A 26336-nucleotide genomic window follows, 5' to 3' on the forward strand; every position below is an offset into this window, starting at 1 on the left:
TCCACATTTCGCAGTATTTGAAGGTTCACTACCGTTCGAGCCTAATGAGCCTAATGAGCCTAATGAGCCTAATAGCACATGGCAGAGCTTGGGCGGTACAGCGAAATTTCTACTTAGGCACAAGCTATTTCAGCTTGGCCAGCTTTCATCTTAAATATCCCGTCTTTCAAAGGCATCCAGAAGGTTTTGAATGAGCGCGGCCTGTAGGTCGTGGTATCGAAGATTCCCGAGGGACCGAACATCGGCGGCTTACTTTCGTTTTTCATGATGACTCACTCCTATTGCTACGACTTCACCACCAGGGTGAAGTCAGACCATTGCTCGATGCGCAAGGCGCGCATGTCGCAGACTAATCAGTGCGCCTCAGTGTCGTCAAACAGATGCGCCAAGCGGTACTCAGTCTTTTCACATGTCTCCACCATGGCGACATCAATCAACTATGGTGGCAAGACCTCGACCTACTCAGCTCTGAAGATGCTCTGATGTTGCATTCTACACAGTCAAGAACGGCCCAGACACGCTAAATAGGCATCTCTGCCTATCAGGTCAGAGTCTTTTCACGTAGCCATTCAAATATCTCGAGTCCAAAGATTGGCATCATCAGAACCACTCCAAATAGAAGAGCAAACATACCGGCCTCGGTGTACGCCAGATCTGCTGTGCACTGCCCTGCCGCCTCAAGACCTATTGAAATTAAAACCGCAAATATTTGAGCCAATGCTAATTTCATACGACGTTCCCAGTGCCTTTTCGGTGCAAAAGAGGTGTTTTTCTACTGACCCGGCGCCGGCGACGGTATTCCGCTTTGAACTCTACCGATGTCAACCGCTGAACCTACACTAAACAACTCTGCAAACCATGTTGCCCAACAACGCAGGACTGTTTGCACAGCGCTTTCCATCGAACCGCCGCAGGATGCGTGTTCGGGGTTGGGGAGCAATAGTCGGTTAAGGCCAATAGACACTGACCTACTCATCGTCGCGAAGCACCCAGCCCGCTTTTGAAAAAGCCCACCGGCTCAGGACGATGCCATCAAGGGGGCCATACGGGCGGTTGTCCGGCTCGTTGTTTGAGATGTTCACCCTTCTAGCATTTGTGATCAAGGGTTCCTGTGTGCCCTCCACGGGAAACAATTGGACTGAATCATCTGACTGTCGCTGAATTCGATCCGAACCAGGATAGGATAGTCATACCCATCGCCTTTGGCCTTAAGCGGCACGGTAAACGCTATGAACCCCATGACAGGGGTAGAAATCGCGTTCATAGAATGTCCCTTAGCACTTTGGCTGTGCAGCGGCCCATTGGATATAAGCACTTTCGATCAACCACGTTGCATCAGCTGCTGTGGTTACAGGATTGAGCGCTATTTCAAGATTTTTTTCTATCCACGTCAACAGTGCGGTACGTCCTGCTGGACAAGGCATCAGATCGCTCTCCAAATGGTCGGCAAGCTCTGAGATAGCCACATCGCGCTCGACACTTTTTGTAGTCATCGCAATTTTCCCGGATCACTTCGCTGCGGCGACTTTACTGGGCCACTTGGCGCTGGTGCATCCCCTTGGCCTCCAGCGCCCGCATCGATTCGACCGAGTACAACGACTCGGGGACCAGTAGCAGGCGTTTTATGCCTATGGCCTCGCCAGTTTCCTGGCAAAAACCGTAGTCACCCAGAGCGAGAATTTCCAGGGCCTTAAGCACATGGCTCAACGTCTGTCTGTCCCTTTCTATCATGCTTGCTGCCACCGCTCTGTTTTCCTCATCGGAAGCGAAGTCGGCTTCGTCCGGGTGACGCTCGATTTCGCAACTGGCCTGACCGCTGAGCAAGCGATCACGAAGCTCTGCGGCTTTGACCTCCAACCTATCTTTGAAAAAGACCAGCTGGTCTACGCTCATGTACTCGTCCTCTGCTTGATTCAGCAGTTGCTCGACACTCATCAATGCCATCTTGTGCTCCTGGTCTGGTTGGTCATCCAAACTTCCTACTGAGTGACCAACGAACGCCACCGCCGCTTATGAGTAATAACAGGGCCAGGCTTGTGATCGGTCACTTCGTTCCCAACGGTTCTGCGCTGCGCCTCGACGACATCTGGGGCTTCAATCTGGATACGTACATCCCCACTATCCTCTGAAACGCTTAGGACTTGGATCTGAATTCCATCGCCAATTATAATATTTTCACCTTCGCGGCGAGTCAGAAGGAGCATACGATTTTCCTCTTTACCTAGAAAACTGGATCAGCGCTCTGCCTCTGGCATACACCAACGCTGTATCGAGCAACCAAAGGACAGCCACCACCGCTGCCAGGATGTTCAAGTCAGACGATAGACCTCGCCCAACTGACGAACAAAATCATGGCAGCTGTACCAAGGCACCGACCTGACAAAGGGTGCCGGTCGATACGCTGGGCGTAAACCTAATACCAAAATGCATGAACGGGTCATCGCCCTCAACAGCGGTGGATGTAGCATTCCGATTAAAGCACGCAGCAAAACACGATGCAGCAACAGTGCGACTTTACGTTCGGTCGTTATCGCTGATAAGCAATGTCATTGGTACCCTCGAGCCTCAAATTTCATGTTTTTTTTGATCCAGATCAATAAAGACCCTCTGGACCTATTGCTGATGGAACCAAATCGCTGGCTACGCTAACCAAGGCCTGTGTTACGGAAAAATTGCGAAAAAGAGACGATTTGTAGATGGTGGGTTTACAGAAGACCGTAATCCAGTTACAGTGCTTTGTGATCCTCAATGGAATGCAATGACTTAACCTTAGCGGATCACTAACACTTTTTATTTAAGGAGAAGATCAATTAAAAGGGCTAATAATTGGAACGGCAATCTGGATGCCTACAGGATACTCCAAGAAACGCAAAACTTTACTGCGGTGCTTCCTCACTTTGTTACGACTTTCCCAGTTCAGACATGAAAACATGGCGCCACCGGAGCATCACAACCATCGCTACTTTATTACACAAGAGGAACGCCTTGGCCGAGATCTTGCTGCAAACAGGAATACGGGCCCCACCCACAGCACGTGCGTTCGGAAACGCCAGAGATAACAGTTCGCGAAAACTGAAACAAACAGACTTATGCTTAAACGCTTCTGGATATTCGGTGCGGAATTTGTATAGAAATCATCTTTTCCGCAGCGTCACCGTTCGATTTTCAAACTCTATCAGCAATCATGGAAGAAGCACATGACTAAATTTCTTTACCTCGTAACCCCCAATGATATTCGGATTGATCGGGAGTCGAGTCCACATACTGCTACAGTGCGAGGTGCGGGTGGCGAACCGGTACTGACAGTTCCCGCCAGCCTGCCTGACGAAGAAATAATGCATGTGGTAGACACGTTCAACCTTGTTTATGCGCAGGGATTTGAACTTACCAAACGGCAAGGAGGATAAGACGGCAAAGGTTCGTGTGTAGGAAACTAAAATCCTGCACATCGAGATTGAGACGGCAGCCAGAAAAAGCAGATGCTCCGTCACCGGCTCAGTCGACAGACATGACGGAGTGACTACCAAGCAGTGGAGGTGCAGCGAAATAAGAGCAGTAAGAGGGCCTGTTTCCTAAAGGAAGTGCTGGCCGTACGGTTTGTCCCCGAATGCGGCGGGCTCCCCGTTGTCGACATAGCGTGATAGTGCAGTGCCTACATTTCTGATAGAAATTTTCAATGGAATTCAGCGCTTGGTGATGACCACGTATAGTTCTGTTATATGAACACATGGCTCAGCGCATAGGGTATGTAGATTATGCAAATCAGGAACACCTACCTCTCTTCAGTGATAAGGCTGGAGCAGAATACCTCTAATACCTCGCCCAAGTTAGAAGCACCACATAATCCACTTTCACTGAACGAGCGCCGTATTGGAATTTTTACAGGAGAGCAAAAGCTATGCGTTCCAGGGTTATAACTACATCGCTGGTAGTCATTATGCTCTCATGTGCATCAGCCGCTCCAGCTTGCTTCTCCGCAGACATGACTCCCAGCGTGTCGAACGAGAGCACGTCGGAGGCGGATTTTCAGCAATGGCTGGCTACTTTCCGCAGCAATGCAACTACTAAGGGCATCGACACAGCCACACTCGATCTTGCTTTCCAAAACATCACGCTTGACCCTACTGTGCACCAGTTGGACATGGCGCAACCAGAGTTCACGACGGCCATCTGGGATTATTTGTCTGAACGTCTGACTCCGAAGAATATCCAGCAAGGGCAGGAGCTTCTGCAAAAAGAGCCAGTTCTGAACGAGGTAGAGCGTCACTACGGTGTGGATGCGAAGATTATCGCGGCTATCTGGTGTATTGAAAGCGGCTACGGTAAGGATATTGGTAGTCGCGATGTGATTCGTTCCTTGGCCACGCTTGCTTACAAGGGCCGGCGGATGGATTACGGGGCTACACAGTTGATGGCCGCCCTTCATATCGTGCAAAACAAAGACATCGCCCGTGCGCAATTGATTGGCTCGTGGGCTGGCGCGATGGGGCAGACGCAATTCATCCCGACGACCTATCTCGACTATGCAGTTGATTTTAACCACGACAATCGGCGCGACGTTTGGAGTTCCCGGGCCGATGCGCTGGCCTCCACTGCCTCTTATTTACAACGCAGCGCTTGGAACTCGCGCGTCTCTTGGGGACAGGAGGTGCAGTTGCCCGAGAATTTCGATTACGCTCAGGCTGACATTTCGATCAAGAAGCCCGTTGCCGAATGGCAACGGCTCGGGGTGATGGGAACGAAGCAAGCGATTCCGGGCGAGCTCGCACAGGAGCAAGCATCGGTCCTGCTGCCCGCAGGTTATCGCGGGCCAGCATTTATGGTCCTAAGTAATTTCCGTAGCATCCTGCGCTATAACAACTCCACTGCCTATGCGCTAACGATCGGGCTACTAGCCGACAGTTATGCTGGCGGGACCGGCGTGTCTCACCCGTGGCCGACTGATAATCCTCCCTTGGGCAGCATTGCGCAGGTAACCGATTTGCAGAAACTGCTGACTGCTAAGGGCTACTCCCTGGGTGCTGCTGACGGTGTGATAGGGGCGATGACCCGGGCGGCCATCCGGGCTTACCAGAAAGATCAGCATTTGCCACCCGACGGTTACGCCAGCACTGTACTACTGGAGCGCCTGCGCCGATAGGTGTACTCACTTCATAGGTTTAGCTCGCTATATTTTCTGGGGGGGGGTTAATCCGGGTTACACCCCCCATAAAGAAAGCGGAAAAATTTGTATGATCGTGTGCAGTCTCAGAATAAAATCGCTTCGATATTTATAATTTACCTATTAAAACCATAGATATACGAATAGCCGTCTGGTACTTCTATTTTGAGGAAACGCTCTGGGCGTGGATCTGGATCTCTCAAGCTTGGTCTATCGAAGGAAAGGATGTTGACTTGAAAACTCGTGAATATTATGTCTCGGCAGCGGCCGGCCTAATTGGAGGTAACGTTTCTAGCTTTGTCAAGTGGGGGACGGAAATCCCATTTCCGCCTCGCACACCAGATCGTCCAATCCCGCCTTTAGAGATGCTTGAGTCGCTCGGTATCAACGCTAATCAGCTTACCTACGTGTACTCCGAGCACATGGTGAATTATGGCAGTGCCTTGATTCACCAAAGCTTTTCCATTTTTTTCGCCATCTTCTATTGCATGACTGCGCTTAGGTATCCGCGTGTTGCCGTATGGCAAGGTTTTGGCTTTGGCATGCTTGTCACCCTGGCTTTTCACGGGGTACTTTTACCGATGTTTCACTGGGCTCCTCCGCTCTGGGAGCTTCCTCCAGCGGAATGGGCATCTGAAACCTTTGGACACTTGCTATGGATATGGGTGATCGAAGTCATACGTCGCGATCTGCAGCAACGTTGGTCGCCCGGCCCAGGTTAGCTGTAACGGCCTGCAATCGAAATGGCCTCGACCTGCGACCATCGCGTTTTTCGACCGGGATTGATTGCGTCTACCCGCTTGGCGGTAAAGGCGACGTTTCAAGCTGGGCCAGCTCTGTGACGCGCAGGCCAGCTGTGTGAGTGAGCCAAAGCAGCAGCACGTCCGCTCCGGCATGCGGCCTGTCATCGAAGCCACTCTTATGAGGTTTTTGAATTGACCAGGTCGAAGGTATGTTGCACGACGGATCTTGGCTGTAGTGGAACTGGGCAGCCTGCGGCTGCAAATTGTGGGATTTTGAAATCGGTTATCATAGCCGAAATCGAGTCGATCCCTCCTCAGCACAGGCTTACACATGGCGTCAGAGACCAAAAAACGTAAACGGGCGAGCCGGGCAAAAGCCAAGGCAAAGCAGACCCGTCTCCAACGCGCCGGGCATACTACCTTCGTGCCCGATACCGACTTTTCCTTCGATATCGATCCTTTCGGTGATGTCGATCTTTGTAGTTGCTGCCAGACAACGTATCTGAACGACATGTTTCCCGACGCTTCTTGCGTAAGCGTTTAGATGAGAGAAGGGCCAGGCGGATTCGCCATCACCGCCGTCATTCACCACGATGAGGAGCCGCCCTGCTGACGTGGCCTCTGCACCGCCTGCTTACAAACCTCGACCGCTCAAAAACCTCTTCACGGCCAACGGCTGCTGGGCAGATTTGCTGGAAGCCGGCGGTCTGCGCCAAATCGAAGTGGAGTCGATCAGCAAAATGCTCGCCTGCGGCACCTCGATACTGGGCGTCAAACACTACACCTGTGCCAATGAGCATTGCCCGCACGTCAAATACCTGTGCAACACCTGCCATTGCCGGGCCTGTCCTTCCTGCGGCAAAAAGGCCACCGACCAGTGGATCGCCGTGCAAAACAACCGTCTGCCCGACTGCCCCTGGCAGCATCTGGTGTTCACGCTGCCCGACACGCTGTGGTCCCTGTTCTTCTACAACCGCTGGCTGCTCGATGCGCTGTTTCGTCTGGCGGCCGATAACCTGATCTACACCGCCAAGCGGCGCGGTTTGCGCGTCGGGATTTTCGGTGCGCTGCACACCTATGGCCGGCGGCTCAACTGGCATCCCCACGTCCACCTGTCGGTGACCGCGGGCGGCCTGGATGAGCAGGGCGTCTGGAAAAATCTGTCGTTCCACAAAGAGGCCCTGCGGCGGCGCTGGATGTGGCTGGTGCGCGATTACCTGCTGGGACAGCCGCTTTCGCAATTGACGATGCCGCCGCAGCTGGCCCACATCCACTGTGAAAGCGACTGGCGCCGTCTGATACTGACCGCTGGTGGCCAGCACTGGCACATCCACTTGTCGAAGAAGACGAAAAACGGCCGAAAGACCGTCAATTACCTGGGCCGCTACCTGAAAAAACCGCCCATCTCGGGCAGCCGATTGGCCCATTACACCAACAGCGCGACCTTGAGTTTTACCTACCTGGATCACCGCACCAAGACCTATCAGCAGGAAACGCTGAGCCAGACCGACATGCTGCGCCGGGTGGTGCAGCACATCCCGGAGAAGCACTTTCGGATGATCCGGTATTTTGGATTTCTGGCCAACCGCGTCTGTGGCCGACAGCTACCCCGGGTGTATGAGGCGCTACGCATGGAAAGGCGTGGCAAAGCGCCAAAACTGTATTTTGCGCAGATGAGTAAAGCGTTCTTGCATCGGGATCCGTTCAGCTGCGTGCTGTGCGGAGCGCGGATGGTGTACACCGCAGCCATCGCCGGCCTGACCGTGCAGGGCCTGGTCAACAATGCCCACAGCATCGCGCAATTGAGGTACGTGCCGGCCTGATACGGGAGAGGTGCGTCCAAAATCTGGAAAAGGTAAAGAAAAGTCGCTTTCAATCCATTTTTCGGCGTGGGTGATGGGTAAAAAAAGCTTTTTGCCGCCATCGACGCCACGTTGGCATCACGCCGAGGGGACCTTTTTTGGCGGATTACCATGTATAGGAATTATTGAAATTCCTATACATCAAGGAGTTTGCCAATGGCAACAAGGATCCGCGCCGCTTGCTACGGCTGAACGTCTACTTCGACAACTCAATCCCTAAAAGCGATGGCACAGGCTTTGAGGACCGTGGAGGGTTCTGGGCCAATGTCGAGTTTTGGCATAAAGACGCAGAGCACTATGCCAACCTTTATCAGAAAGGCATGAGGGTGTTGATCCAAGGGCGAGCGATCATTGATAACTGGACCAAGGACGGGAAGGAGTTCTCTGCGTTGAAAGTGCAGGCATCGCGGGTCGCAATCCTTCCTCACCGGGTTGAAGCAGTGCAATTGGCACCTTCCCAGTCATACAACCAGCCGCAGAGCGATCAACAGCATACCGATCAGAGTTCAACTCAAAACAATGCAGCTCCGGATTTCGACGACGATATTCCCGTGTAGATGACCGGAGTGAAAAACCGCGCCTTCTGCGTGAGGCTGCTGGTGGAAATGAAGCTGCTCAGCGTCGTTCTTCACCAGCAGGCAGCTCTTTCTGAACTATTTATTCGCCAGAGCAAAAAAACGCCCTTTACGTGGATCAGCTGGTGAAAGAAATCTGCACATCGGCGAACCCACGCCACGATGAATCTCTTACGGGTCGAATCTCATGAGTCTCAGACACTTTGTAACCTATGTCATCCGCATGCCAGACAACACCGCATCAAGAACCGCTCTGACTGCCAAATTGAATGATGCCCACAAACTAAATCCGTTTTCTGGATAAATGAACAATGACAAATGAAATCGTGAAAACTGAAACGTTGCCAAGCATCGTCGAACTGCAGTACGAGGTTGCCCTACAAGCGCCTGACGTCAGGGCCGCGCTTTTCGATTGCGAGGGAGCGCAGGCACGGCGGGATAGCATTAGCCGCAAGCTATGTAGCGGGTCTACTGCTGTGACGGTGCACGATCTGGAGCGTTGGGAGAAAGCACTTTCCGACGCCAAGAAAGTTTTGATGCAGATTGCCCCCATTTTGGAACGGCACCCGATTTGCGCTTCTGCGGTTGCCCACAGCTAAATCCGGATACCCGAAAAATCGCCTCGTTCGTGAAGTCCTGGATGTCTTCGATCTCCACCACGGGAATCCTCAGTTCTGAGAACAGCCCCTACAGCGACGCATGAGACTTCGGATCGGCGTCGTTTCAACAACCCTCACCATGCCGTGATGCGCGCCGGTGCTGACGCGGCGCGCAGCGGCATCCCTCTCCACGCATGCCCCTACCGGCATCCCGCCATGCGCGCATCGTGGCTAAAGGGTTTTGCCCAGGAGCAACAGCAACGCTTGGATTTCTGACTCTGAGCGATTAAACCACTCCTACCGCGTTTACGTTTTAACGTGGTGAGTGCCGTCCAGGTCGAGGACAGTGCTGGCTCAAGTCACTTTGAGCTCATTGAGTCATGACTGCCGAGCCTACTTGCGAAACAACTTTCGTCCAGACTCTTCTCGATATTGCGAAATTCCCAGAGCGTCATCGTGCTGTTGCCAACACGTGGGCTGATCATTTCGGCGTACCGCCGGAGCGACATGACGAGTTCATGCTGCACTACCTGACTCACACTTCGTCGACACGGTGCTGGTGCGTTTCACTCCATAACGACGACCAGGTCGCACGGCCAACTGTGGCGCGATTCGGCAGACAGCTCCAATACTTCGATGGCCAGCTGATTTCCGCTGTGCGCTTTGATGAAAAGCGAAAAGTCCCAGTCCACGCACCCACAGCCAGTCGAGCTTTGAAGCTGGCTCATCAGTTGATTATTCATGGGGGTGCGCAAGCACTTCTGACGTCGTTCAGCAAACACGCACGGGACCTGGCACTGCACGAGTCGCAGCTCAGTATCAAACCGCTCATGAAACTGGATTTCTTGGCGGCCAGCGAAGAAGGCCGAAACAAGCGCTTTTACGGTCCACGTAACCGATTTTACCTTACCTGCATCGGTGCCACGCTGAAGAGGTTTTGTCAGAGCCTGGATCAAGAGCTTTTACACGCCGTACGTTCGGTACAGTGCCCGTCTGCTCAACTGTATAACTGGCTGGCTCGGGGGGATCGTACGCGTCGGCTCCAGGCCTTGAAAGCGCAACCCGTCCTCATTCCAGTGCTGGTCATTGGCCATGCACTTCCTTGGCCACACCTTGCAGACAGCGGCATTCTTGAACAGTGCCCATGGAAAGACCTGCAGGAGTACTGCGGCTCTTGGGATGATGATTGCACCAGAGATGGAGCAGGCTTGGTGGGGCACGCAGCCGATACCGGCCTGCCTTTGAACAAGGTGCTGGCGTGGCTGTTTTCCACCCCCATCTCCGCGATCCGCTATCTGGGTCAGCAGCGGGTGTACGACACCGGCAGTGCGTTGAGCCGCTTGAATGCTGAGGGGCTCGAAGCCGGATGGGGCGATTTGATTGCAGGTGCCCGTTTAGGTAACCGTCGCCCGAGCACCAAAGCTCAATGGCGCTCGTTCTATACATTTAGGTCGGCAATCCCGTGGTCATTGCTTCGAGCATTGCCTGACATGAACGCTCTTTTGGCGGGTTGCCCAACCGACTGGGCGGACCCTGCCTGGTCGAACATCACGACCAAGCTGGTCGATCTCAGAGAGCTGTTCTCCAGCCTCGACAGGGCTGGCAGTCGCGCGGCGTTAAACACCAAGAACCGTCTGAACGCGTTTGTGGGCGGCTTGAGCTTTCGTCAGATATCAAATCTGACCGATGCGTTCCACGGCGAACTCGAAGCGATCAGGGCCAGGCTGGAGAAGGCTATCCCCCCTGAGCCATCAGATGCCTTCACTCGCTGGCCGGGGCTGATGCTCAACACCGACACCATCACCTGCTGTGAAACAGGCCTACACATCGTCGAATTACGCTGCGCTGACGACCTGGACCGGGAGCACCGTGCTCTGGGTCACTGCATCGACACCTACGACTATCACGCATTTTTAGGTAACTGCCGACTCCTGTCGATCCGCTCTGGAGCAATCCCGCTGGCGTCGGTCGAGCTCGCACTCAGAGCCCATGGTCATGAACACAAGACGGGGCAATCGGGTAAATGGACTCCCAGGCATCTGCACGTCGTTCAAATCAGAGACCGCCACAACGAAACCCCGGACACTGGCTCGCCGGTGATGAAAGCGTTCGAGAGGTTCATCGCAGAAGTCAGGAACGGTCGTCTTCCGGTGAACCTGGACTGGCCCAACCTGGTAGCGAAAATGGATCGCTATGCCGACAAGACCTCAATCTACAACATCCGTTTCGCAGAAGAGGTTATCGGGTGGGCTGAGCGCTTCATGGACAGGGGACTCTGATCATGGCCGCGCCGCGATTGATGAACAAGCGTCCAGTGCTGCTGCGCAAAGCCATTTACGACGGCTATGACTTCGGACTATCCCTGAGTTATCTCGAAGGTGCCAACAAGCTGTTGTTGCGCCGGGGTGGTTTTTTCATACGCCGGTCTGATCACCCGCTAAATCAGTTCTGGCGAGTGCCCAAGGTCAAGCTGCTCGATGACCTCGATGTGCTGTATCGGGAACTGGCGGAGCTCGCGAATGGGAAACACATCGAAAGCTGGCAAGCCTTCCGGGACAGGATCACCTCTGCCCAGTCCGACCTGCACCGTGACGCATTCACTTGGGGGATGAAGCTTCGGCTCGCGCCGTTGGCGGAAGGTGGCGTGATCCTGTCAGGGGATTTTCATCCGGGTGCTGTCGCCATCGCCAAGCGCATGCGCGGAGTATACCTCTCGGCGGGCAAAGCCTGGCGGGTCCAAGGCACCGCGGAGTTGGTCCGAAGCAACCTTATCCTGGAGCTGGGCCTGGCTGAGGATCAGTTCGAGATTCTGGATACCTTGCAAGAACTGCTTGCCGACGGGTCTGTTTCTCCGGTGCGTGAAGTCACCAGCATCAGTTTGGGGGGGTACTCCCCTGAGCCGACGAAGTCCGAGGAGGAGGTTTCAGATTCAGGTATCTATTTGGCGTCGGTGCCCTCGATCAAAAACACCGAACTCACGAATGCAGAGATCGACAAGGCGCTCGAGTCTTTTTCTCTCATGGATCACCAGCCTGGTGGTATTCGTCATTTGCTACAGCGCACCAGCGCACTGCTGGCCGATGACATGGGGCTGGGGAAAACTCGCCAGGCGGTGATTGCCGCCGGTATCCGTGCTCAAGGCAAACCGGTTCTGGTGATTGTGCTCAACAGCCTGATCATCAACTGGCAGCGCGAAATCCTGATGGTGTTTCCAGAGGCTCAGATTGCCCTGCAAACATTCGATGCGCAGGCAGGCTGGATCATCGTCAACTACGAACGTCTGGGCGACTTCGTCAAACACGCAAGCTCGTTTGCAGTGATGGTCATCGATGAGGCTCACCGGCTCAAGGAACCCACTGCTGCATGGACACGCCACGGTTTCGATATAGCCGCGCAGGTACAAAACCGCTACCTGTTGACGGGCACGCCTGTGCTCAATCGCGAAGCCGAGCTGCACACACTGCTCAGGCTTTCGGGCCACCCAATCGGTCAACTGCCCCTCAATGAATTCTGCGAGCGATTCGCCGGCAGTCCTGAGTTTCGCAAGACGCTTCGTGCCGAGATTGCTGACTGGATGCTTCGCCGCCGTAAGGACGTGCTGCCCAACCTGAAAGGCAAACAGCGGCAGACGGTACCCGTGATCCTGAGCCAGGTTGAGCGTGACGAGTACAATCAGATCATGCGCAGCGATACGCATCGTTTTGCGCGACTGGGCGCACTGCGTCAACTGCTCGAGCGCGTGAAGGTCCGGATCGTGGCGGACCTGATGGCCGAGCTGGACGTCGACGACAAGGTGATCCTCTTCTGCGAGTATCAGGAATCGGTGGCCAGTTTGCGTGAGCACTGTCTTGCAAGGGGCGTCGGGTGCGTGACGTTGGTGGGCAGCGACTCGCCCAAGAAGCGGCAGAAGGCGATTGATGCTTTCCAGCAGGATCAGGACTGCAGGGTATTCATCGGGACCCGGTCGGCCGCCGGCACAGGGTACAACCTCACTGCGGCCAACTATGTCTTTTTCCTGGGGCTGCCATGGACACCGGGGCTGCAGGACCAAGCGGAGGATCGAGCGTATCGCAATGGGCAACTGCGCTTGGTCGTCGTCAAAATTCCTCTAGCTGAAGACACCATAGATCAGCAGCTGTGGCAGATGCTCATGGATAAGCGCGCTTTGGCAAGTGATCTGATCGATCCGGAAGCGGAGGAGTCAAGCAAGAAAGCGCTTGCTGAGATCCTTTGATCGGTTGTGGCTGAAGGGATGTTTGTGCACTGTTGCATAACGGTCTAAAAGGGCCGAAGTCCCAGCACGAGCGGTGCCAAAGAAGTTATGATTGCTGCGGGCTTGCAGCCAGTAATCGTGTCGGTCCAGTTGCCAACCCGTTTCACGACCGGCCGCATTTTTGGGCTGTCCCATTAAGATCGAAGCCAAGATAGGGGTCAGACCATTAACGAGAACTTCCAAGGACAATCTGCATGGCGTTGACGTATACACCGAAGGTCGGCGAGGTAGTGGAATGCGAGTTCGGCGACTTCATGCGGCCACCTCCGACACCACGCTACAACGGACTCATGCTCCCGGAGATACGCAAACGCAGGATGGTAGTTGTGTTGAATGGTCGTCTTCCCAACGGCTGCGTGATGGTTGTGCCGATATCTTCTAGCGGCAACCCAAATGCTGTCCACAGGGGCATACATGTATATTTGGAGCCGCCCTTGTTCTCTATCACTGGTTTTTACGACAGACGAGATCGATGGGCGCTAGCCGAATGCATCACGCATGTGTCTAAAGATCGCTTGAACCAGATCAAAGAGAAAGGGGTACCGATTCCGACCTTCCTCCCAAGGGACAAAGTGACACTGATTCAAAAGGCCGTCATCAAGACGATTGCAGCAGCTGGTCTATTGACATAATCACTGCGTCGCTATTATTATTTCATCACTGGCCTTTGAGCCCTTTGCTGCACCTAGTGCGTTTAACGCCTAGAAAAAACCCGCCTAACGGCGGGTTTTTTCGTTTTACCTCAATGCATTTTGTCAGCGGCGGTGACAGATCGGCTAATCCATCGGAGGGATAGCCCTCCCGGCCCCCCTGCGTCGCCATGCCACCTCGAATAACCTGAATTGATCCGTTTAGGGTTTAGCAGTGCTTTGTAATTGAAGCGCTGGCACCTTGGCCACCATCAAGAAATGGGGTCAAGGCACACATGATCAGGCAGCTTTCCACACTTTCCATACTCGCGATATTCGCCGGATGCACGTCTGTAGCAGACAAACCGGTTGGACCAGCTTTCGACACCAGCCAGAATCCTGAGCTGCTCTCGCCAGACCTGTATTCAAATGGCGCGAAGCCCGGTCAGGAGCCCACGGTTCGTTACGGTCGATACGCCCTGGTCAATACCGCTCCAGAAGCCGAACAACGCGACCTGATGGCCCAGATCATCGATGTCAGCATTCCTCCCAACATGCACCCGTCCGTCCAGGATGCGATGCAATATGTTATCAGCCGCTCGGGCTATGCCTTGTGCCCACCGACCACGGATCACCTAAACATCCTGTTCACGCGCCCCCTTCCTTCCACGCAATACAAGCTCGGCCCCATGAGCCTGCGCAACACCCTGCAGGTGCTCGCAGGTCCCGCATGGCAGGTCAAAGTCAATGAGGTTACGCGCGATGTCTGTTTCGTACTGCGGCCTGGTTACCAACTTCCGGATACACCAAAGCCCACAGCACCGGTTCAAACTGACCCACCGTCCAACACTGAAAAAACCCGGTAAACAGCACCTTATCAGCCGTGGCCGTTGGGCATTGGCCATCGGCACTGCATCCCCCGGCTACCTTCTCACTCCTACCCCAGACAGCAGGATCTGAGGGCGGGAGAAATCTCATTGGAGTCTTTATGCGTTTGTATCTGTGCGAAAAGCCCAGCCAGGGTAAGGACATTGCCGCCGTGCTCGGAGCAAAAACCCGGGGCGACGGCTGCCTCAGAGGGCCGGGGGTGGTCGTCACCTGGGGAATTGGCCACTTGCTGGAAACAGCCCCGCCGGGTGCCTATGGCGATCACCTGAAAAACTGGAGCCTGGATACGCTTCCCATTCTACCTGCACAGTGGAAAGTCATCGTCAAACCGAAGACCGCCAGCCAGTTCAAGGTCGTGAAGCAGTTGCTCAAAGAAGCAACAGAACTGGTGATCGCGACCGATGCCGACCGCGAAGGTGAGATGATCGCGCGCGAGCTGATCGAGTATTGTGGGTATCGCGGCCCCATTCAGAGATTGTGGTTGTCCGCGCTGAACGAAGCATCCATCCGTCAGGCACTCAGCAGCGTCAAACAGGGTGCGGAAACCTATCCGCTATACCTATCAGCGCTCGCACGCTCCAGGGCGGACTGGCTGATCGGCATGAACTTTTCACGGCTGTTTACCCTGCTCGGACGACAGGCCGGGTACACCGGCGTGCTGTCCGTCGGCCGTGTTCAAACACCGACCCTTCGCCTGGTGGTCGACCGGGACCGGGAAATTGCAAACTTCATCCCCAAACCGTTCTGGAACCTCGACGTTCAGCTCTGCACTGCCGGGCACTCGTTCCTGGCTAAATGGGTCGCCGATGAATCAGTCACCGATGACGAAGGCCGCTGCCTTGATCAGAGCGCAGCAACTGCCGCGCTCAATGCGCTGCAAAATAGCCAGATGGCTACAGCCATCTCTGTGGAGACTGAGCGTGCCCGTGATAGTGCTCCGCTGCCGTTCGATCTGAGTACGCTGCAAGAGGTCTGCTCGGCGAAATTCGGGCTGGGGGTTCAAGAGACGCTGGACGTCGCCCAGGCGCTTTATGAGACCCACAAAGCGACAACCTATCCCAGGACTGACTGCGGTTATCTGCCAGAGAGCATGCTGGATGAAGTCCCCATGGTTCTTGATGCCATCAACCGAACTGATCCCACTATTGGAAAGGCACTCCTGCTGATCGACCCGGAGCAGCGCTCACGGGCGTGGAATGACAAAAAAATCACGGGGCCCCACCATGGAATCATCCCGACCCTGGAACCCGCGAACCTTTCAGCAATGTCTGAGAAGGAGCGCAGGGTCTATGAGTTGATCCGCGCTCACTTTCTTGCGCAGTTCCTGCCTAACCATGAATACGATCGTACCGTGGCGACCTTCGAATCCAATGCAGTTTCACTCCAGGCAGTGGGCAAGCGAATAGTGGTGCCGGGCTGGAAAATTCTATTTTCTAGCTCATCCGAGGAAGAGGGAGACGAAAGTGGGGGTCGGTCACAGACCCTGCCAATGCTGCAGGTTGGCTCTCGATGTGACATCCAGGACCTGCAGCTGAAAGCGCTGAAGACAGAACCTCCCAAGCCCTACACCGAGGGCACGTTGGTCAAGGCAATGAAGACCATCGCCAAGCTGGTCAAGGATCCACGACTGGCTCAGAAGCTAAAAGAAACGACGGGGATAGGGACGGAAGCAACTCGCGCCGGGACAATCCAGAGCCTGATCGACCGAGGTTCGCTCATCAAGAAAGGTCGCGCGCTGCGGGCAACTGAAGCAGCGTTTTCACTGATCGATGCGGTGCCTCCAGCAGTGGCCGACCCCGGCACCACTGCGATCTGGGAACAGGCACTCACGATGATCAAGCAAGGCACCCTGACGCTCGATGACTTTATCGCCAGGCAATCGAGTTGGATCACCAGGCTCGTCGATCAGTACAAGGGCACTAACTTGTCGATCAAGGTTCCCGACGGTCCCAAGTGCCCGTTGTGCAACGCGAAAACCTCGCACCGCAAAGGAGCCTCAGGCGTTTTCTGGGCGTGTACCAGGTACCCCGAATGCAAAGGTACGGTGAACATCGGTACAGGGAAGAAAAAATCGCCGGGCAAGTCAGCCAAGACGCGCACCGCCACGACCAAAACCGCTTGAACCAATGGATATAGCGGCCTGACAAATGATGTGCCACAATAGATCCATTCACTGTTCCACCCCGCTGGTCACTGACGGTCATCAGTGACACCCTGGAGAAGTCGGCCTTGCCTTCATTCTCCAACCCCAAAGTACGCAAAGCATCGGGAGGGGCGTACAGATCTTGTTGTGAATTCTCCCTGTGTCTCCCTGTTCAATAGCAGACACGCAGCCGTCTAACTCGTGAAAGCGGGTTCATAGGCACATAGGGTTCATGGAAGGTTCGATGCATAATCGTCTCAGGGCCACACTGGTGTTGTGGCCCACTTTTTTTCAAATACCCCCCGCTTTTTCGGAAGGTAACCTGGTCATCTCGCAACGCGCTGGATGACCAGGTTACCTTCCGAGGTAGCCACTTTTCGCTGCCGGTGCCCGCCGGTGAAAAAACGGGCTCCTTTTGTGCGCGAATGCGTGCCTTTTGATTACTGGCCCAAGCCACGACAACGGGTCGGGTGATGTCGATGAAGCAATGCGTGCGATCAATGCCCAGGGATCCTCGCTGAGCTTGCGCTCACAGGTGGCACATTTTTCAAGTTATAGCCAAGCCCACATTGGCTGAGAGTGATCGTCTGTGACGATGATGACTCTCAGCACGATTCTCATCGTTATCCTCTTGGCCGCTGCGCTCAAGTGATCCCCGATCTGGCGAGCATTCTCGCCTAAATGGTGTCCGACTCATTACGTCATTGCCGTTCACCCAAGATCATAAGCGATTCCTGCGCTACTACTGCTTGACAAGCCCTCCCCGAATTCACATTCTGAAGACATGTACCGCTGACGTTGTCAGCCACATGCCCGGGTAGTCTGGATCTCATGACTACGGTGCGTTCAACGCATTGATCCATCCTCAAGTTCGCAAAGCTTCCGGAGGCGCGAACGATCGGTATTCCGTACCGATGGATGCATACTTCACGTCGCACACCGTGCTGCACTCGGCTTAGCCGAGTCATATCATATAACTCACCTACCCTCGGGGAATACTTTCCCTCGGGGACAAGTGTCTCCGTTTTCTGCTGTTTGAACGGAGACAGACCATGCCGAACCACGCGGCTTCACCCTCACAACTCCTAAATGTTGAGATTACTGAACGCGTCAACATGCTGTACGGCGACGCATGTCGTAGGTTTCCCACATACGAAACCATGGTCCTCAAACATTTCTGTTCGCGGATGATCGAGACTTTTGGCGGTGACGAAACGTCACCCGAAGTGGCGGAGGCATTTGCCTATGCACGCTATGCCTATGGTTATCTTTCACCGTCGGAAATTGAGGCACACATGGACGATATTCGTAGTCACGGCATCTGCAGCCACGGTCTGACTGAAGACACTTGTCCTTGTGGGTGTTTTGAGCTCCCCGGGCCAGATGACCATGTGGACTTCAGTACAGATGAATATTACCCCAAGGATGATTCGGAGCTCATCTGCAAAGAGTGGGCTAAGAAAGAGGAGCGCTGGCGTCAAGAGGAAATTGCAGACGCAAGTAGAACCGACATGAAAGCCATTGTCCTCAACACAAAGAACGCCTGTATCCGGAGCGTCCTCAATATCTTGCGCCTATGGCGTTGATGTTCTCAGCAGCACCCCAGGTAGTCTGGATCTCATGACTACGATGCGTTCTGCGCATTGATCCAACCTAAAGTTCGCAAAGCTTCCGGAGGCGCGAACGATCGGTGATGTAAACGCCGATGGATGCACATTAAACACGTCACTCACCCAGCGGGGAATCACTCCCCTCTCGGGCGGTGTTCTCCGCATTTTTCCCAGGAGAAACACCATGAGTTCAGCAAGCTTTCGTTTTGGCGTTAGGGTTGGTACAGCATTGCGTGAAGGCATCCGTGCGTTCACTCATAAGCCGAATCCTGAACCAGTACCAGTAGCACCACAGCAAGTCAGGACAATGCCTGAACCTGTGATGTCCAACGAACAGTGGGAAAAATACCGCCTGCCGGCATTGGCTCGATGCAAACACGTCGATCTTGGTGGCTGGTATGATCACCACATGCAAGAAATTCAGACCAAACCCCTGAAGAAACCCCGGAAATCTCGCGCATCGAAGGCGCTGGAAACATCCCAAAAGCAGGATGCTGAACCACCAGTTAAGGCCCCTGTCATGGGTCCTCTGGACCAGCTCATTGCTTGATACTCCCCTCCCTGACTAGCCCCTCATTTATTGAGGGGCTTTTTTCATTTGAAGGGTTGACAAACGAATCGCCCTTAAAGGATTCTAAAACCATGTAACGCTGACGTTGTCAGCAACATGCCCGAGGTAGTCTGGATTTCATGACTACGATGCGTTTTTCGCATTAATCCAACCCCCAGTTCGCAAAGCATTCGGAAGCGCGAACGGTTGATCAGTTTATCTGGTTGATGGATGCACAATGATTCTCTCACCCCATCGGGACTTTTCCCGTAGGGTCGGTCTCGTGCACAGCAGGAGACCTTCATGAAAAGCAGTATTGCGCTGTACCAAGCATTGATCTCTATTGATGTTGAGGAAAAACGCGCCGCTGCAGTCGTCGATGCTCTGGAGTCGGATATGCAAACGCAACTCGCGACAAAAGCCGACATCGACAATCTCGAGTCTAGACTCGAACTGAAACTCACCATTCGTATGGCTGTCATGCTGACTGCTGCCGTAGGCGTTATGCTTACTGCGTTCAGATTCATGCATTGATTGTCGTAAAATTTCGCTTTACCACCCATGCGGGGAATACCTTCCCCGTGGGCGAAGTGTATCTCCGCTTTGAACACTCAAAACTGGAGATACATCATGAGCAACTCTACCAACGAAACTAAATACTTCGACCTGCACACCGTCGGCATTGGCTATCTCAACCGCATTCGTGAAGTGAAGCCTCGTAAGGGCGCTCCTTTCATGGCTGTGACAGTAGCGGCCCTCAAAGGCACATCTGAGAAACCTGAGTACGCCTACATCGACTGCAACGTGGTGGGTGCTGAAGCTGACAAGCTGATTCGCCGTTGCCAGGAAGCTGTTGCTGCCGAGAAGAAGGTTCTTGTCTCTTTCCGGATTGGCGATATCTGGGCTGATGTTTTTACCTACAGCAGTGGTGCCAAGCAGGGCCAAGCAGGTGTCAGCCTCAAAGGCCGTCTCTTGTACCTTGCCTGGATCAAAGTTGAAGGTGAATACGTCTATCAGGCTCCGCAGAAAGAAGAAGCACATGCCTCTTCTGAAAGTTCAGAGTCCGAAGCTACCCCAGTCGTTCAATCCGAGGCGTCTGCCGCAAGCGAACCAACTGATGTAGCTACTTCAGCTGCGACTCCCTCTAAGCCAACACGAGCAAAACCAGCTCGCGCAGGACGAGGAGAGAAACAAGCCGCTTGATAGATCTTTTACAACCTCAAGGCGCCCTGCAGGCGCCTTTTCTTTTCATCACAACCTAGGTGTCGATTTCATGAAAAGCGCCATCGCTACGCTCGTGCTTGCAGTGTTAAGCATCTTTTTTTTGGAATGTGGCCAGCAAATGTCCGCGCAAATATTGACTCAGATAGGGGCTGGAGGATTGGTAGCCACTTTCCTTTCCTTGATGGCTACCGCAATGATGTCCTGATACGACACGTATGCCAGATGACTTTCACGTTATAGAAAGATTCTAACTAACCGTTCTCAAGAACGTAAACCAACCTGACCGGGTAATTACCTCCCGGTCGGGCCAGGTGGTTGCCCGCACCTGGAGAATTACTATGTCCATCACCATAAACCGCTTGCCATCCACTTTGCTGAAACTGCCTGTTGTGCTGACTCCTTCCGCCTGGAAAGAATCGGTTCATTTGGAACAACCATCACACATTGCGGAGGTCGGCACTCGTCTTGGCGAAGTCGTACTCGAAGCCTATCGCGAGCTTCATCTGCAACCCGATGAGCTCCAGATCGACTTCGGCATCTATCGTTTTCTGCCCAACGGTGACCGCTCAGGGCGTCATTGGCTCGAATTGAGACTTCATCGGATGGATTCCATAAACGGCAATTCCTACCTTTGCATTTCGCTTAGAGCTGAACAGCCTCTCAACCTCTTCTGACCCAGTCGTCAACCTGAAACCACGAACAAGCCCGAATCTTCGGGCTTTTTTTTCATCGGGCATCCGAGTATGTCGCCAGCCCGAGCAACGCGGAGTAGCTCATGATCAACCTGCCCGGCTATCTGGCCATACGCACAATCAAAGGCCGTAACGGCGAATTCAATGTCGGAAGGCTTTCAACATCAATCGGCGAGTTCGTCATCAAGGACGCCTTGCTGGACCAGTACCATGAAGGGAAATATCGAGGCGATTTTGCTATCACCGAGATTCGCCCTTCTTACTACACCAACGGCGGCAGACTGGTTGTAGAGATCCGCGCCAGGCTGGACAGCATGTCGTTGGACGACGTGGCCAACCTCAGCGCAGATGAAGCTGAAAGGCTGTCAAACCATGAAACTGACCCAATAGACGAAGAGGTTTCGGGAAGCTCCTCTCTAACCAAGGCGCGTCGCACCGTTCACACAATGTCCAGAAGTTCAGCTACCACTGACGGTGAAGCCCCCTTCGGAATGGCGAAGGCCGCACCGCAGAAGCAGTTCACGACAGTTGAAGCTGATGCAGAGCTGTTTGGCACCATCTGGCCTCTTGGAAGTTCATTCAAGCTCGATACAACGGTAGACCGTCAGCGACTACGGCAACAATGTGTACGCCTTGGCGAGCTCGGCTATGAGCTTGACTTCAAGTTGCAGATTTGGAATCTCAGCACACCTTAATCCTGCTCCAAAGCTCATCATTTCCTGGTAGCAATCGATAAACCCGAGTTTATCCGCTAAACACATTGAATCCCGAGGGGCATCACCGCCCCTCAGGGCGGGCCCCCTCCTGTTTTGGAGGACCTAATGCCGAACCGCACTCAACTCTTTCGCATAGAAGAATGCCCGGATCTGCACGTCGACGCGTGCGTCTGTGACGAGCAGCGAAACCTGATATTTCTATCAGCCTGGGGCCGCGACACGGCCATGCAGGAGTTTCTGGCCAGGCTAACACTCGGCTCTGCTGAGAATGGCCTGGACCAGTTTCACATCACCATGAATGACCAACGCATCCCCGTGTTCCCTGATACGGATCAGTTGGAAAAACGCACCACTCGCCAGCTTCGCGGAACGCTCTTCGGTAGCCTGCTGCACTTATGGCTGTTCGATCAGCGTTGCTCGCAACCCGATAGAGCAAACCATTCTGCTTACGCGCTCATCAATCAAGCCCAAGACCCGTTCGACAGGTTGTGGCCGCTGATCGTAGACACTTGCCCTCTTCCGTTCCTACCACATTGGCGTGAGCCGGTGATGGAAGTCCTTACTGCGCACAACATGTTGCACCCGCTACCGGGAGCTATCGGCTCGGTGACAGCCTGGCGTTTGTCGCTGCAGCTGGACGTGCTCGAAAAAGCCCTGGGCGAACTCATTCGCGCAGGGAAACTCACCACTGAAGTTACGGCGTAGTTCACGCCTACCAGTCCAAGGAGCCAACCATGGCTTTGATGTTCTCACGGCTTGCCCGTAATTTTGCACGCAATGGCTATTACCCGACTGACGAACTGACTCTGGAGCGCATTCTGCAGGCATTGTTGCCGGCGACCTCGGGACGGATGCGGATTCTTGATCCGTGCTCGGGAGAAGGAGTGGCTTTGGCTGAGGTCGCACACCGACTGGAGCGAGACCGAACAGAGACGTATGCGGTTGAGTACGACAAAGAGCGCGCTGATCACTCGAAAACGTTGCTGGACCGAGTGCTGCAGGGTGACTTGATGGACACCATGATCTCTCGACAGTCCTTCGGACTGCTCTGGCTCAACCCTCCTTACGGGGATCTGTTCGCTGACCACTCTGGCGCTTCACAGTACCAGGGTAGCGGCCGCAAAAGGCTGGAGAAGGCATTTTACCAACGGTCACTGCCGTTGCTTCAGTACGGAGGGGTGATGGTATTCATCGTTCCTCACTACGTGCTGGACGACGAGCTGTGTGGGTGGCTCACCAATCACTTTACCGGGCTGCGGATCTGCGCTGCGGTAGACCGGACGTTCAAACAGGTCGTTATATTCGGGATCAGGGTACGCCGTCAGGATCTGGCAAGGCCTCGGGAAGTGGCGGCGATGCGTGAGCATTTGCGGGCAATCGGATCCGGGGAGCAAGCTGCTGATCTGCTACCGGCCACTTGGCCATGGGAGCAATACGCTGTCCTGCCGATCGCCAATGATCTGGAACACTTCTACCGAATCACGCTTGAACCCGAGCAATTCAGTGAAGAGGTTCTTCGTCTGAGAGGCCTATGGCCTGACTTCACGCTGCACTTTGGCCAGACTGGCGCTCAACCGCGCGCGCCCGTGAAGGCACTTTCACGGTGGCACTTAGCATTGGCACTCGCTGCTGGAGCCATAACCGGTGTGGTGACCTCTCGGTCAGGGCGCGTCCTTGTCCTCAAGGGCGACACCTACAAGGATAAGGTTCCCAAGACCGAATTCACCGAGGACGAGGACGGCAACGTGTTTGAGACTCGGATCTTGACTGATCGTTTTGTGCCCAGGATTCGGGCATGGGATATGACGCCAGGCTCATCCTATCTAGGGTACGCACTGACCATCAGCTCGGATGCGACAACACCAGCTACACACGAAACCACCTCAAACACTGCTGCACGTAGTCAGAAGGCTTCAATTGAACTGGGCCGTGTGATGCTCACGCACAGCGTTCAAAGTCTGCTTCAAAATAGCTCTCTCGACGTGAGGCAGTACCTGCGGCGTCACGCGACGGGCGATTGGGGCGAGATTTCGAACGACGACTGGGACAGCAACCAGCAAGCACTGAGTGCTGATGGCCGATTGTTTTCCGGGTATGACATCGACGCAGAGGATGAGACCAGACTCTGGATCATTACCGAGTCTGATCGCTCAGTAACAACAGTCCTGTTGCCATCTGACTACTGACAAAACTTTATCAAGACCTTTTAACCATCAAACCGCACCTCAGGGTATGAACAATACCCTTGGTGGTGTCGTGCATGCCCTGTTTAACCCATTAGTGGAGAAACATCATGAACGACCTGCCTTGGGCTGCGCCTGCAGGCCACCCTTGTGTGCCAACTTTGAACATTGAGCTCACTGAGTTTATCGAGGAGTTTGGTGACGAACTTCTGGATTCACTCAACCGCTCCAATCCACCGGTCTATGCCGGCATCGACAATCCGGCTCGGCAGTGGGTGCTGGAGGGCCTCAAACGACAGCCCTTCCCTGCCCAGGCCCAAGTGGTCCAGGCAATTGCCGCGCTTTTGCTCGATCAGAATGAGCAGGCTGGCATCATCAATGCCGAAATGGGTACCGGCAAAACAATGATGGCCATCGCTCTCGCTGCAGTCATGCATGGAGCTGGTTATCGCAGGACGATGGTCATCGCGCCTCCGCACCTGGTCTACAAGTGGCGGCGCGAGATCCTCGAAACCATCCCTGACGCTCGCGTCTGGGTGCTCAACGGACCGGATACCCTGGTCAAGCTGCTGAAGCTGCGCGATCAACTGGGTGATACCTACGACGGACGTCAGGAGTTCTTTATTCTCGGCCGTGTGCGGATGCGGATGGGGTTCCACTGGCGTCTGGCCTTTTGGCAACGACGTGCAGGCGGTGGAAGGAGCCTGGCAGCGTGTCCAGATTGTGGACGTCTGCTTCAGGACCAGGAAGGTAATCTGATCACCGCTGAGGAATTCCAGCGTGAAGAGCGACGTCGACGCTGCGATCACTGTGATGCCGCGTTATGGACGCTGATGCGTCCGGGCAAACCAGATGGCGGCAGCCGCCGCAGCACGATCCTCAAGTCGATGTGCCGCATCCCTACGATCGGACCTGTTCGTGCAGAACGGCTTTTATCAGACTTCGGCGAAGACTTTCTCGCCTCGATGCTTCTGGACAATGTCTCTGAGTTCATCAACCTGATGGACGCCAAGGGCAATTTCATCTTCAGCGACCGCCAGGCCAAGCGCATGGAGCGTGCAATGGCCAACATCGAGTTTGGGTTCGGCGAGGGGGGTTACCAACCCACCGAGTTCATCAAGCGCTACCTGCCTGATGGGTGCTTCGACCTACTGGTCGTGGACGAGGGGCATGAGTACAAAAACAGTGGATCGGCACAAGGTCAGGCTATGGGCGTGCTCGCAGCCAAAGCACGAAAGACTGTGCTGCTGACCGGGACTCTCATGGGCGGCTATGCAGACGATCTGTTCTACCTCCTGTCCCGGATCCTCACCAGACGTATGATCGAGGACGGCTATCAGCCCAACGCGCGAGGAAGCATGGCGCCGGCGGCGATGTCTTTTATGCGGGATCACGGGGTATTGAAGGATATCTACACCGAGCGTGATGGCAGTTCTCACAAGACTGCCAAAGGTAAGAAACTCTCAGTGCGGACGGTCAAAGCGCCGGGGTTCGGCCCGAAAGGCATTCACCGCTTCGTTCTACCCTTCACTGTGTTCCTGAAACTCAAGGATATCGGCGGCAACGTGCTACCTGGTTACCGGGAGGAGTTCATTGATGTTCCGATGTCTCCAGACCAGGAGGCGGCTCACCGTAAGCTTGCCCAGACATTGACCGTCGAGCTTCGGCAGGCGCTGGCCCGTAGAGATACGACGCTGTTAGGGGTGGTGTTGAACGTGCTGTTGGCATGGCCGGACTGCTGCTTTCGACCTGAGGTGGTGAAACATCCTCGATCCAGAGACACATTGGCTTTCGTGCCGTCGGTCTTCGATGACGATGAGCTCATGCCGAAGGAACAAGCCCTTCTGGACCTATGTCTTGCTGAAAAAGCCCGCAACCGCAAGGTTCTGGCCTACTCGGTTTACACGGGTACAAGAGACACCACGAGCCGCATGAAGCGGGTGCTCGAGCAATCGGGACTGAAGGTGGCAGTGCTGCGTGCATCGGTGGACACCGCCAGGCGTGAGGACTGGATCCTTGACCAGGTTGATCGAGGCGTCGACGTACTGATCACCAATCCGGAGCTCGTCAAAACCGGCCTGGATCTGCTCGACTTTCCGACCATTGCGTTCATGCAGACGGGTTACAACGTCTACACGGTGCAACAGGCGGCAAGGCGCTCATGGAGGATCGGACAGAAGCAGGACGTCAGGGTGATCTTTTTCGGATACATCGGCAGTTCTCAGATCACCTGCCTGCAGCTGATGGCCAAGAAAATCGCCGTATCGCAGAGCACCTCAGGGGATGTTCCAGAGTCTGGACTCGATTCGCTGAATCAAGACGGGGACTCCGTAGAGATGGCACTCGCAAGACAACTCATCAACGCTTAATCATGGCCACCTTCGGGTGGCTTTTTTTATAAAGATTGTCTGGGGGTGTGAGCCTGAAACACCGAGATTTCCGGCCACCATGCAGTGCTGCCCTATAACACCATGTCGTAAAATAGTTG

At 54.4% G+C, this 26336-nt stretch carries 27 protein-coding genes and 1 pseudogene; 23 read left to right on the plus strand and 5 right to left on the minus strand.

Annotation, left to right across the window (positions count from 1 at the left end; genetic code table 11):
* Positions 1–353 precede the first annotated feature (353 nt).
* From AC4ANK_RS25190 to AC4ANK_RS25210, 5 genes are all read right to left on the minus strand, one after another.
* Positions 354–437: a DUF5397 family protein gene (locus tag AC4ANK_RS25190; RefSeq protein WP_369008454.1), complete on the minus strand. Its 84-nt coding sequence runs from the start codon at positions 435–437 to the stop codon at positions 354–356.
* A 104-nt stretch (positions 438–541) separates the two neighbouring features.
* On the minus strand, positions 542–730 hold the full coding sequence (locus AC4ANK_RS25195; RefSeq protein WP_031598090.1) for a hypothetical protein: 189 nt from the start codon (positions 728–730) through the stop codon (positions 542–544).
* A gap of 544 nt (positions 731–1274) precedes the next feature.
* Positions 1275–1493 carry a hypothetical protein gene (locus AC4ANK_RS25200; RefSeq protein ID WP_460383598.1) on the minus strand — a complete coding sequence of 73 codons (219 nt, stop codon included), beginning with the start codon at positions 1491–1493 and terminating at the stop codon, positions 1275–1277.
* A gap of 34 nt (positions 1494–1527) precedes the next feature.
* Positions 1528–1944, minus strand: a complete 417-nt coding sequence (locus AC4ANK_RS25205; protein WP_002552012.1) for a TraR/DksA family transcriptional regulator — start codon at positions 1942–1944, stop codon at positions 1528–1530.
* A gap of 35 nt (positions 1945–1979) precedes the next feature.
* Positions 1980–2204 (minus strand): carbon storage regulator, encoded by a 225-nt coding sequence (locus tag AC4ANK_RS25210; RefSeq protein WP_031598088.1) that lies wholly within the window; start codon positions 2202–2204, stop codon positions 1980–1982.
* A 993-nt stretch (positions 2205–3197) separates the two neighbouring features.
* Here AC4ANK_RS25210 and AC4ANK_RS25215 point away from each other — a divergent pair.
* From AC4ANK_RS25215 to AC4ANK_RS25325, 23 genes and pseudogenes are all read left to right on the plus strand, one after another.
* The gene (locus AC4ANK_RS25215) at positions 3198–3407 is read left to right on the plus strand and encodes a hypothetical protein (protein WP_054997046.1); all 210 of its coding nucleotides are present in this window, start codon (positions 3198–3200) and stop codon (positions 3405–3407) included.
* Between the two features lie 587 nt (positions 3408–3994).
* Positions 3995–5140, plus strand: coding sequence for a lytic murein transglycosylase (locus AC4ANK_RS25220; protein WP_223227181.1), 1146 nt, complete (start codon positions 3995–3997; stop codon positions 5138–5140).
* Positions 5141–5394: 254 nt separating this feature from the next.
* Positions 5395–5883 (plus strand): YagU family protein, encoded by a 489-nt coding sequence (locus AC4ANK_RS25225; protein ID WP_002552010.1) that lies wholly within the window; start codon positions 5395–5397, stop codon positions 5881–5883.
* Positions 5884–6235: 352 nt separating this feature from the next.
* Entirely contained in the window at positions 6236–6448 is a 213-nt protein-coding gene (locus AC4ANK_RS25230; RefSeq protein WP_460382897.1) for a hypothetical protein, read from the plus strand.
* Between the two features lie 49 nt (positions 6449–6497).
* The gene (locus AC4ANK_RS25235; protein WP_082301315.1) at positions 6498–7727 is read left to right on the plus strand and encodes an IS91 family transposase; all 1230 of its coding nucleotides are present in this window, start codon (positions 6498–6500) and stop codon (positions 7725–7727) included.
* 164 nt (positions 7728–7891) lie between these two features.
* On the plus strand, positions 7892–8323 hold the full coding sequence (locus AC4ANK_RS25240; protein WP_460383602.1) for a single-stranded DNA-binding protein: 432 nt from the start codon (positions 7892–7894) through the stop codon (positions 8321–8323).
* Positions 8324–8470, plus strand: coding sequence for a hypothetical protein (locus AC4ANK_RS25245; RefSeq protein WP_164490369.1), 147 nt, complete (start codon positions 8324–8326; stop codon positions 8468–8470).
* Positions 8471–8652: 182 nt separating this feature from the next.
* Positions 8653–8940: a hypothetical protein gene (locus tag AC4ANK_RS25250; protein WP_460383605.1), complete on the plus strand. Its 288-nt coding sequence runs from the start codon at positions 8653–8655 to the stop codon at positions 8938–8940.
* Positions 8941–9015: 75 nt separating this feature from the next.
* The gene (locus AC4ANK_RS25255) at positions 9016–9216 is read left to right on the plus strand and encodes a CrpP family ICE-associated protein (RefSeq protein WP_460385225.1); all 201 of its coding nucleotides are present in this window, start codon (positions 9016–9018) and stop codon (positions 9214–9216) included.
* 104 nt (positions 9217–9320) lie between these two features.
* On the plus strand, positions 9321–11219 hold the full coding sequence (locus AC4ANK_RS25260; protein WP_460383607.1) for a hypothetical protein: 1899 nt from the start codon (positions 9321–9323) through the stop codon (positions 11217–11219).
* 2 nt (positions 11220–11221) lie between these two features.
* A complete protein-coding gene (locus AC4ANK_RS25265; RefSeq protein WP_002554696.1) occupies positions 11222–13174 on the plus strand; it encodes a DEAD/DEAH box helicase in 1953 nt (650 codons plus the stop codon).
* A gap of 233 nt (positions 13175–13407) precedes the next feature.
* Entirely contained in the window at positions 13408–13845 is a 438-nt protein-coding gene (locus tag AC4ANK_RS25270) for a type II toxin-antitoxin system PemK/MazF family toxin (RefSeq protein WP_007247765.1), read from the plus strand.
* Between the two features lie 293 nt (positions 13846–14138).
* Positions 14139–14702 (plus strand): annotated as a pseudogene (gene pilL2 / locus AC4ANK_RS25275) (PFGI-1 class ICE element type IV pilus protein PilL2); the annotation flags it as partial.
* Positions 14703–14830: 128 nt separating this feature from the next.
* Entirely contained in the window at positions 14831–16852 is a 2022-nt protein-coding gene (locus tag AC4ANK_RS25280; RefSeq protein WP_460383610.1) for a DNA topoisomerase III, read from the plus strand.
* 1073 nt (positions 16853–17925) lie between these two features.
* Positions 17926–18459: a regulator gene (locus AC4ANK_RS25285; protein ID WP_122218226.1), complete on the plus strand. Its 534-nt coding sequence runs from the start codon at positions 17926–17928 to the stop codon at positions 18457–18459.
* Between the two features lie 208 nt (positions 18460–18667).
* A complete protein-coding gene (locus AC4ANK_RS25290) occupies positions 18668–19033 on the plus strand; it encodes a hypothetical protein (RefSeq protein ID WP_083492163.1) in 366 nt (121 codons plus the stop codon).
* 303 nt (positions 19034–19336) lie between these two features.
* Positions 19337–19567 carry a hypothetical protein gene (locus AC4ANK_RS25295; protein WP_004662782.1) on the plus strand — a complete coding sequence of 77 codons (231 nt, stop codon included), beginning with the start codon at positions 19337–19339 and terminating at the stop codon, positions 19565–19567.
* Between the two features lie 96 nt (positions 19568–19663).
* Entirely contained in the window at positions 19664–20236 is a 573-nt protein-coding gene (locus tag AC4ANK_RS25300) for an STY4534 family ICE replication protein (RefSeq protein ID WP_460383613.1), read from the plus strand.
* Between the two features lie 359 nt (positions 20237–20595).
* On the plus strand, positions 20596–20931 hold the full coding sequence (locus tag AC4ANK_RS25305; protein ID WP_460383615.1) for a hypothetical protein: 336 nt from the start codon (positions 20596–20598) through the stop codon (positions 20929–20931).
* A 101-nt stretch (positions 20932–21032) separates the two neighbouring features.
* The gene (locus tag AC4ANK_RS25310) at positions 21033–21644 is read left to right on the plus strand and encodes a DUF3275 family protein (protein WP_460383617.1); all 612 of its coding nucleotides are present in this window, start codon (positions 21033–21035) and stop codon (positions 21642–21644) included.
* Positions 21645–21770: 126 nt separating this feature from the next.
* Positions 21771–22370 (plus strand): hypothetical protein, encoded by a 600-nt coding sequence (locus AC4ANK_RS25315; RefSeq protein ID WP_460383619.1) that lies wholly within the window; start codon positions 21771–21773, stop codon positions 22368–22370.
* 29 nt (positions 22371–22399) lie between these two features.
* The gene (locus AC4ANK_RS25320) at positions 22400–23851 is read left to right on the plus strand and encodes a DUF6094 domain-containing protein (RefSeq protein ID WP_460383621.1); all 1452 of its coding nucleotides are present in this window, start codon (positions 22400–22402) and stop codon (positions 23849–23851) included.
* 107 nt (positions 23852–23958) lie between these two features.
* Positions 23959–26217 (plus strand): SNF2-related protein, encoded by a 2259-nt coding sequence (locus tag AC4ANK_RS25325; protein WP_460383623.1) that lies wholly within the window; start codon positions 23959–23961, stop codon positions 26215–26217.
* Positions 26218–26336: the final 119 nt, after the last annotated feature.

This window comes from Pseudomonas sp. Pmew2, assembly GCF_058129885.1.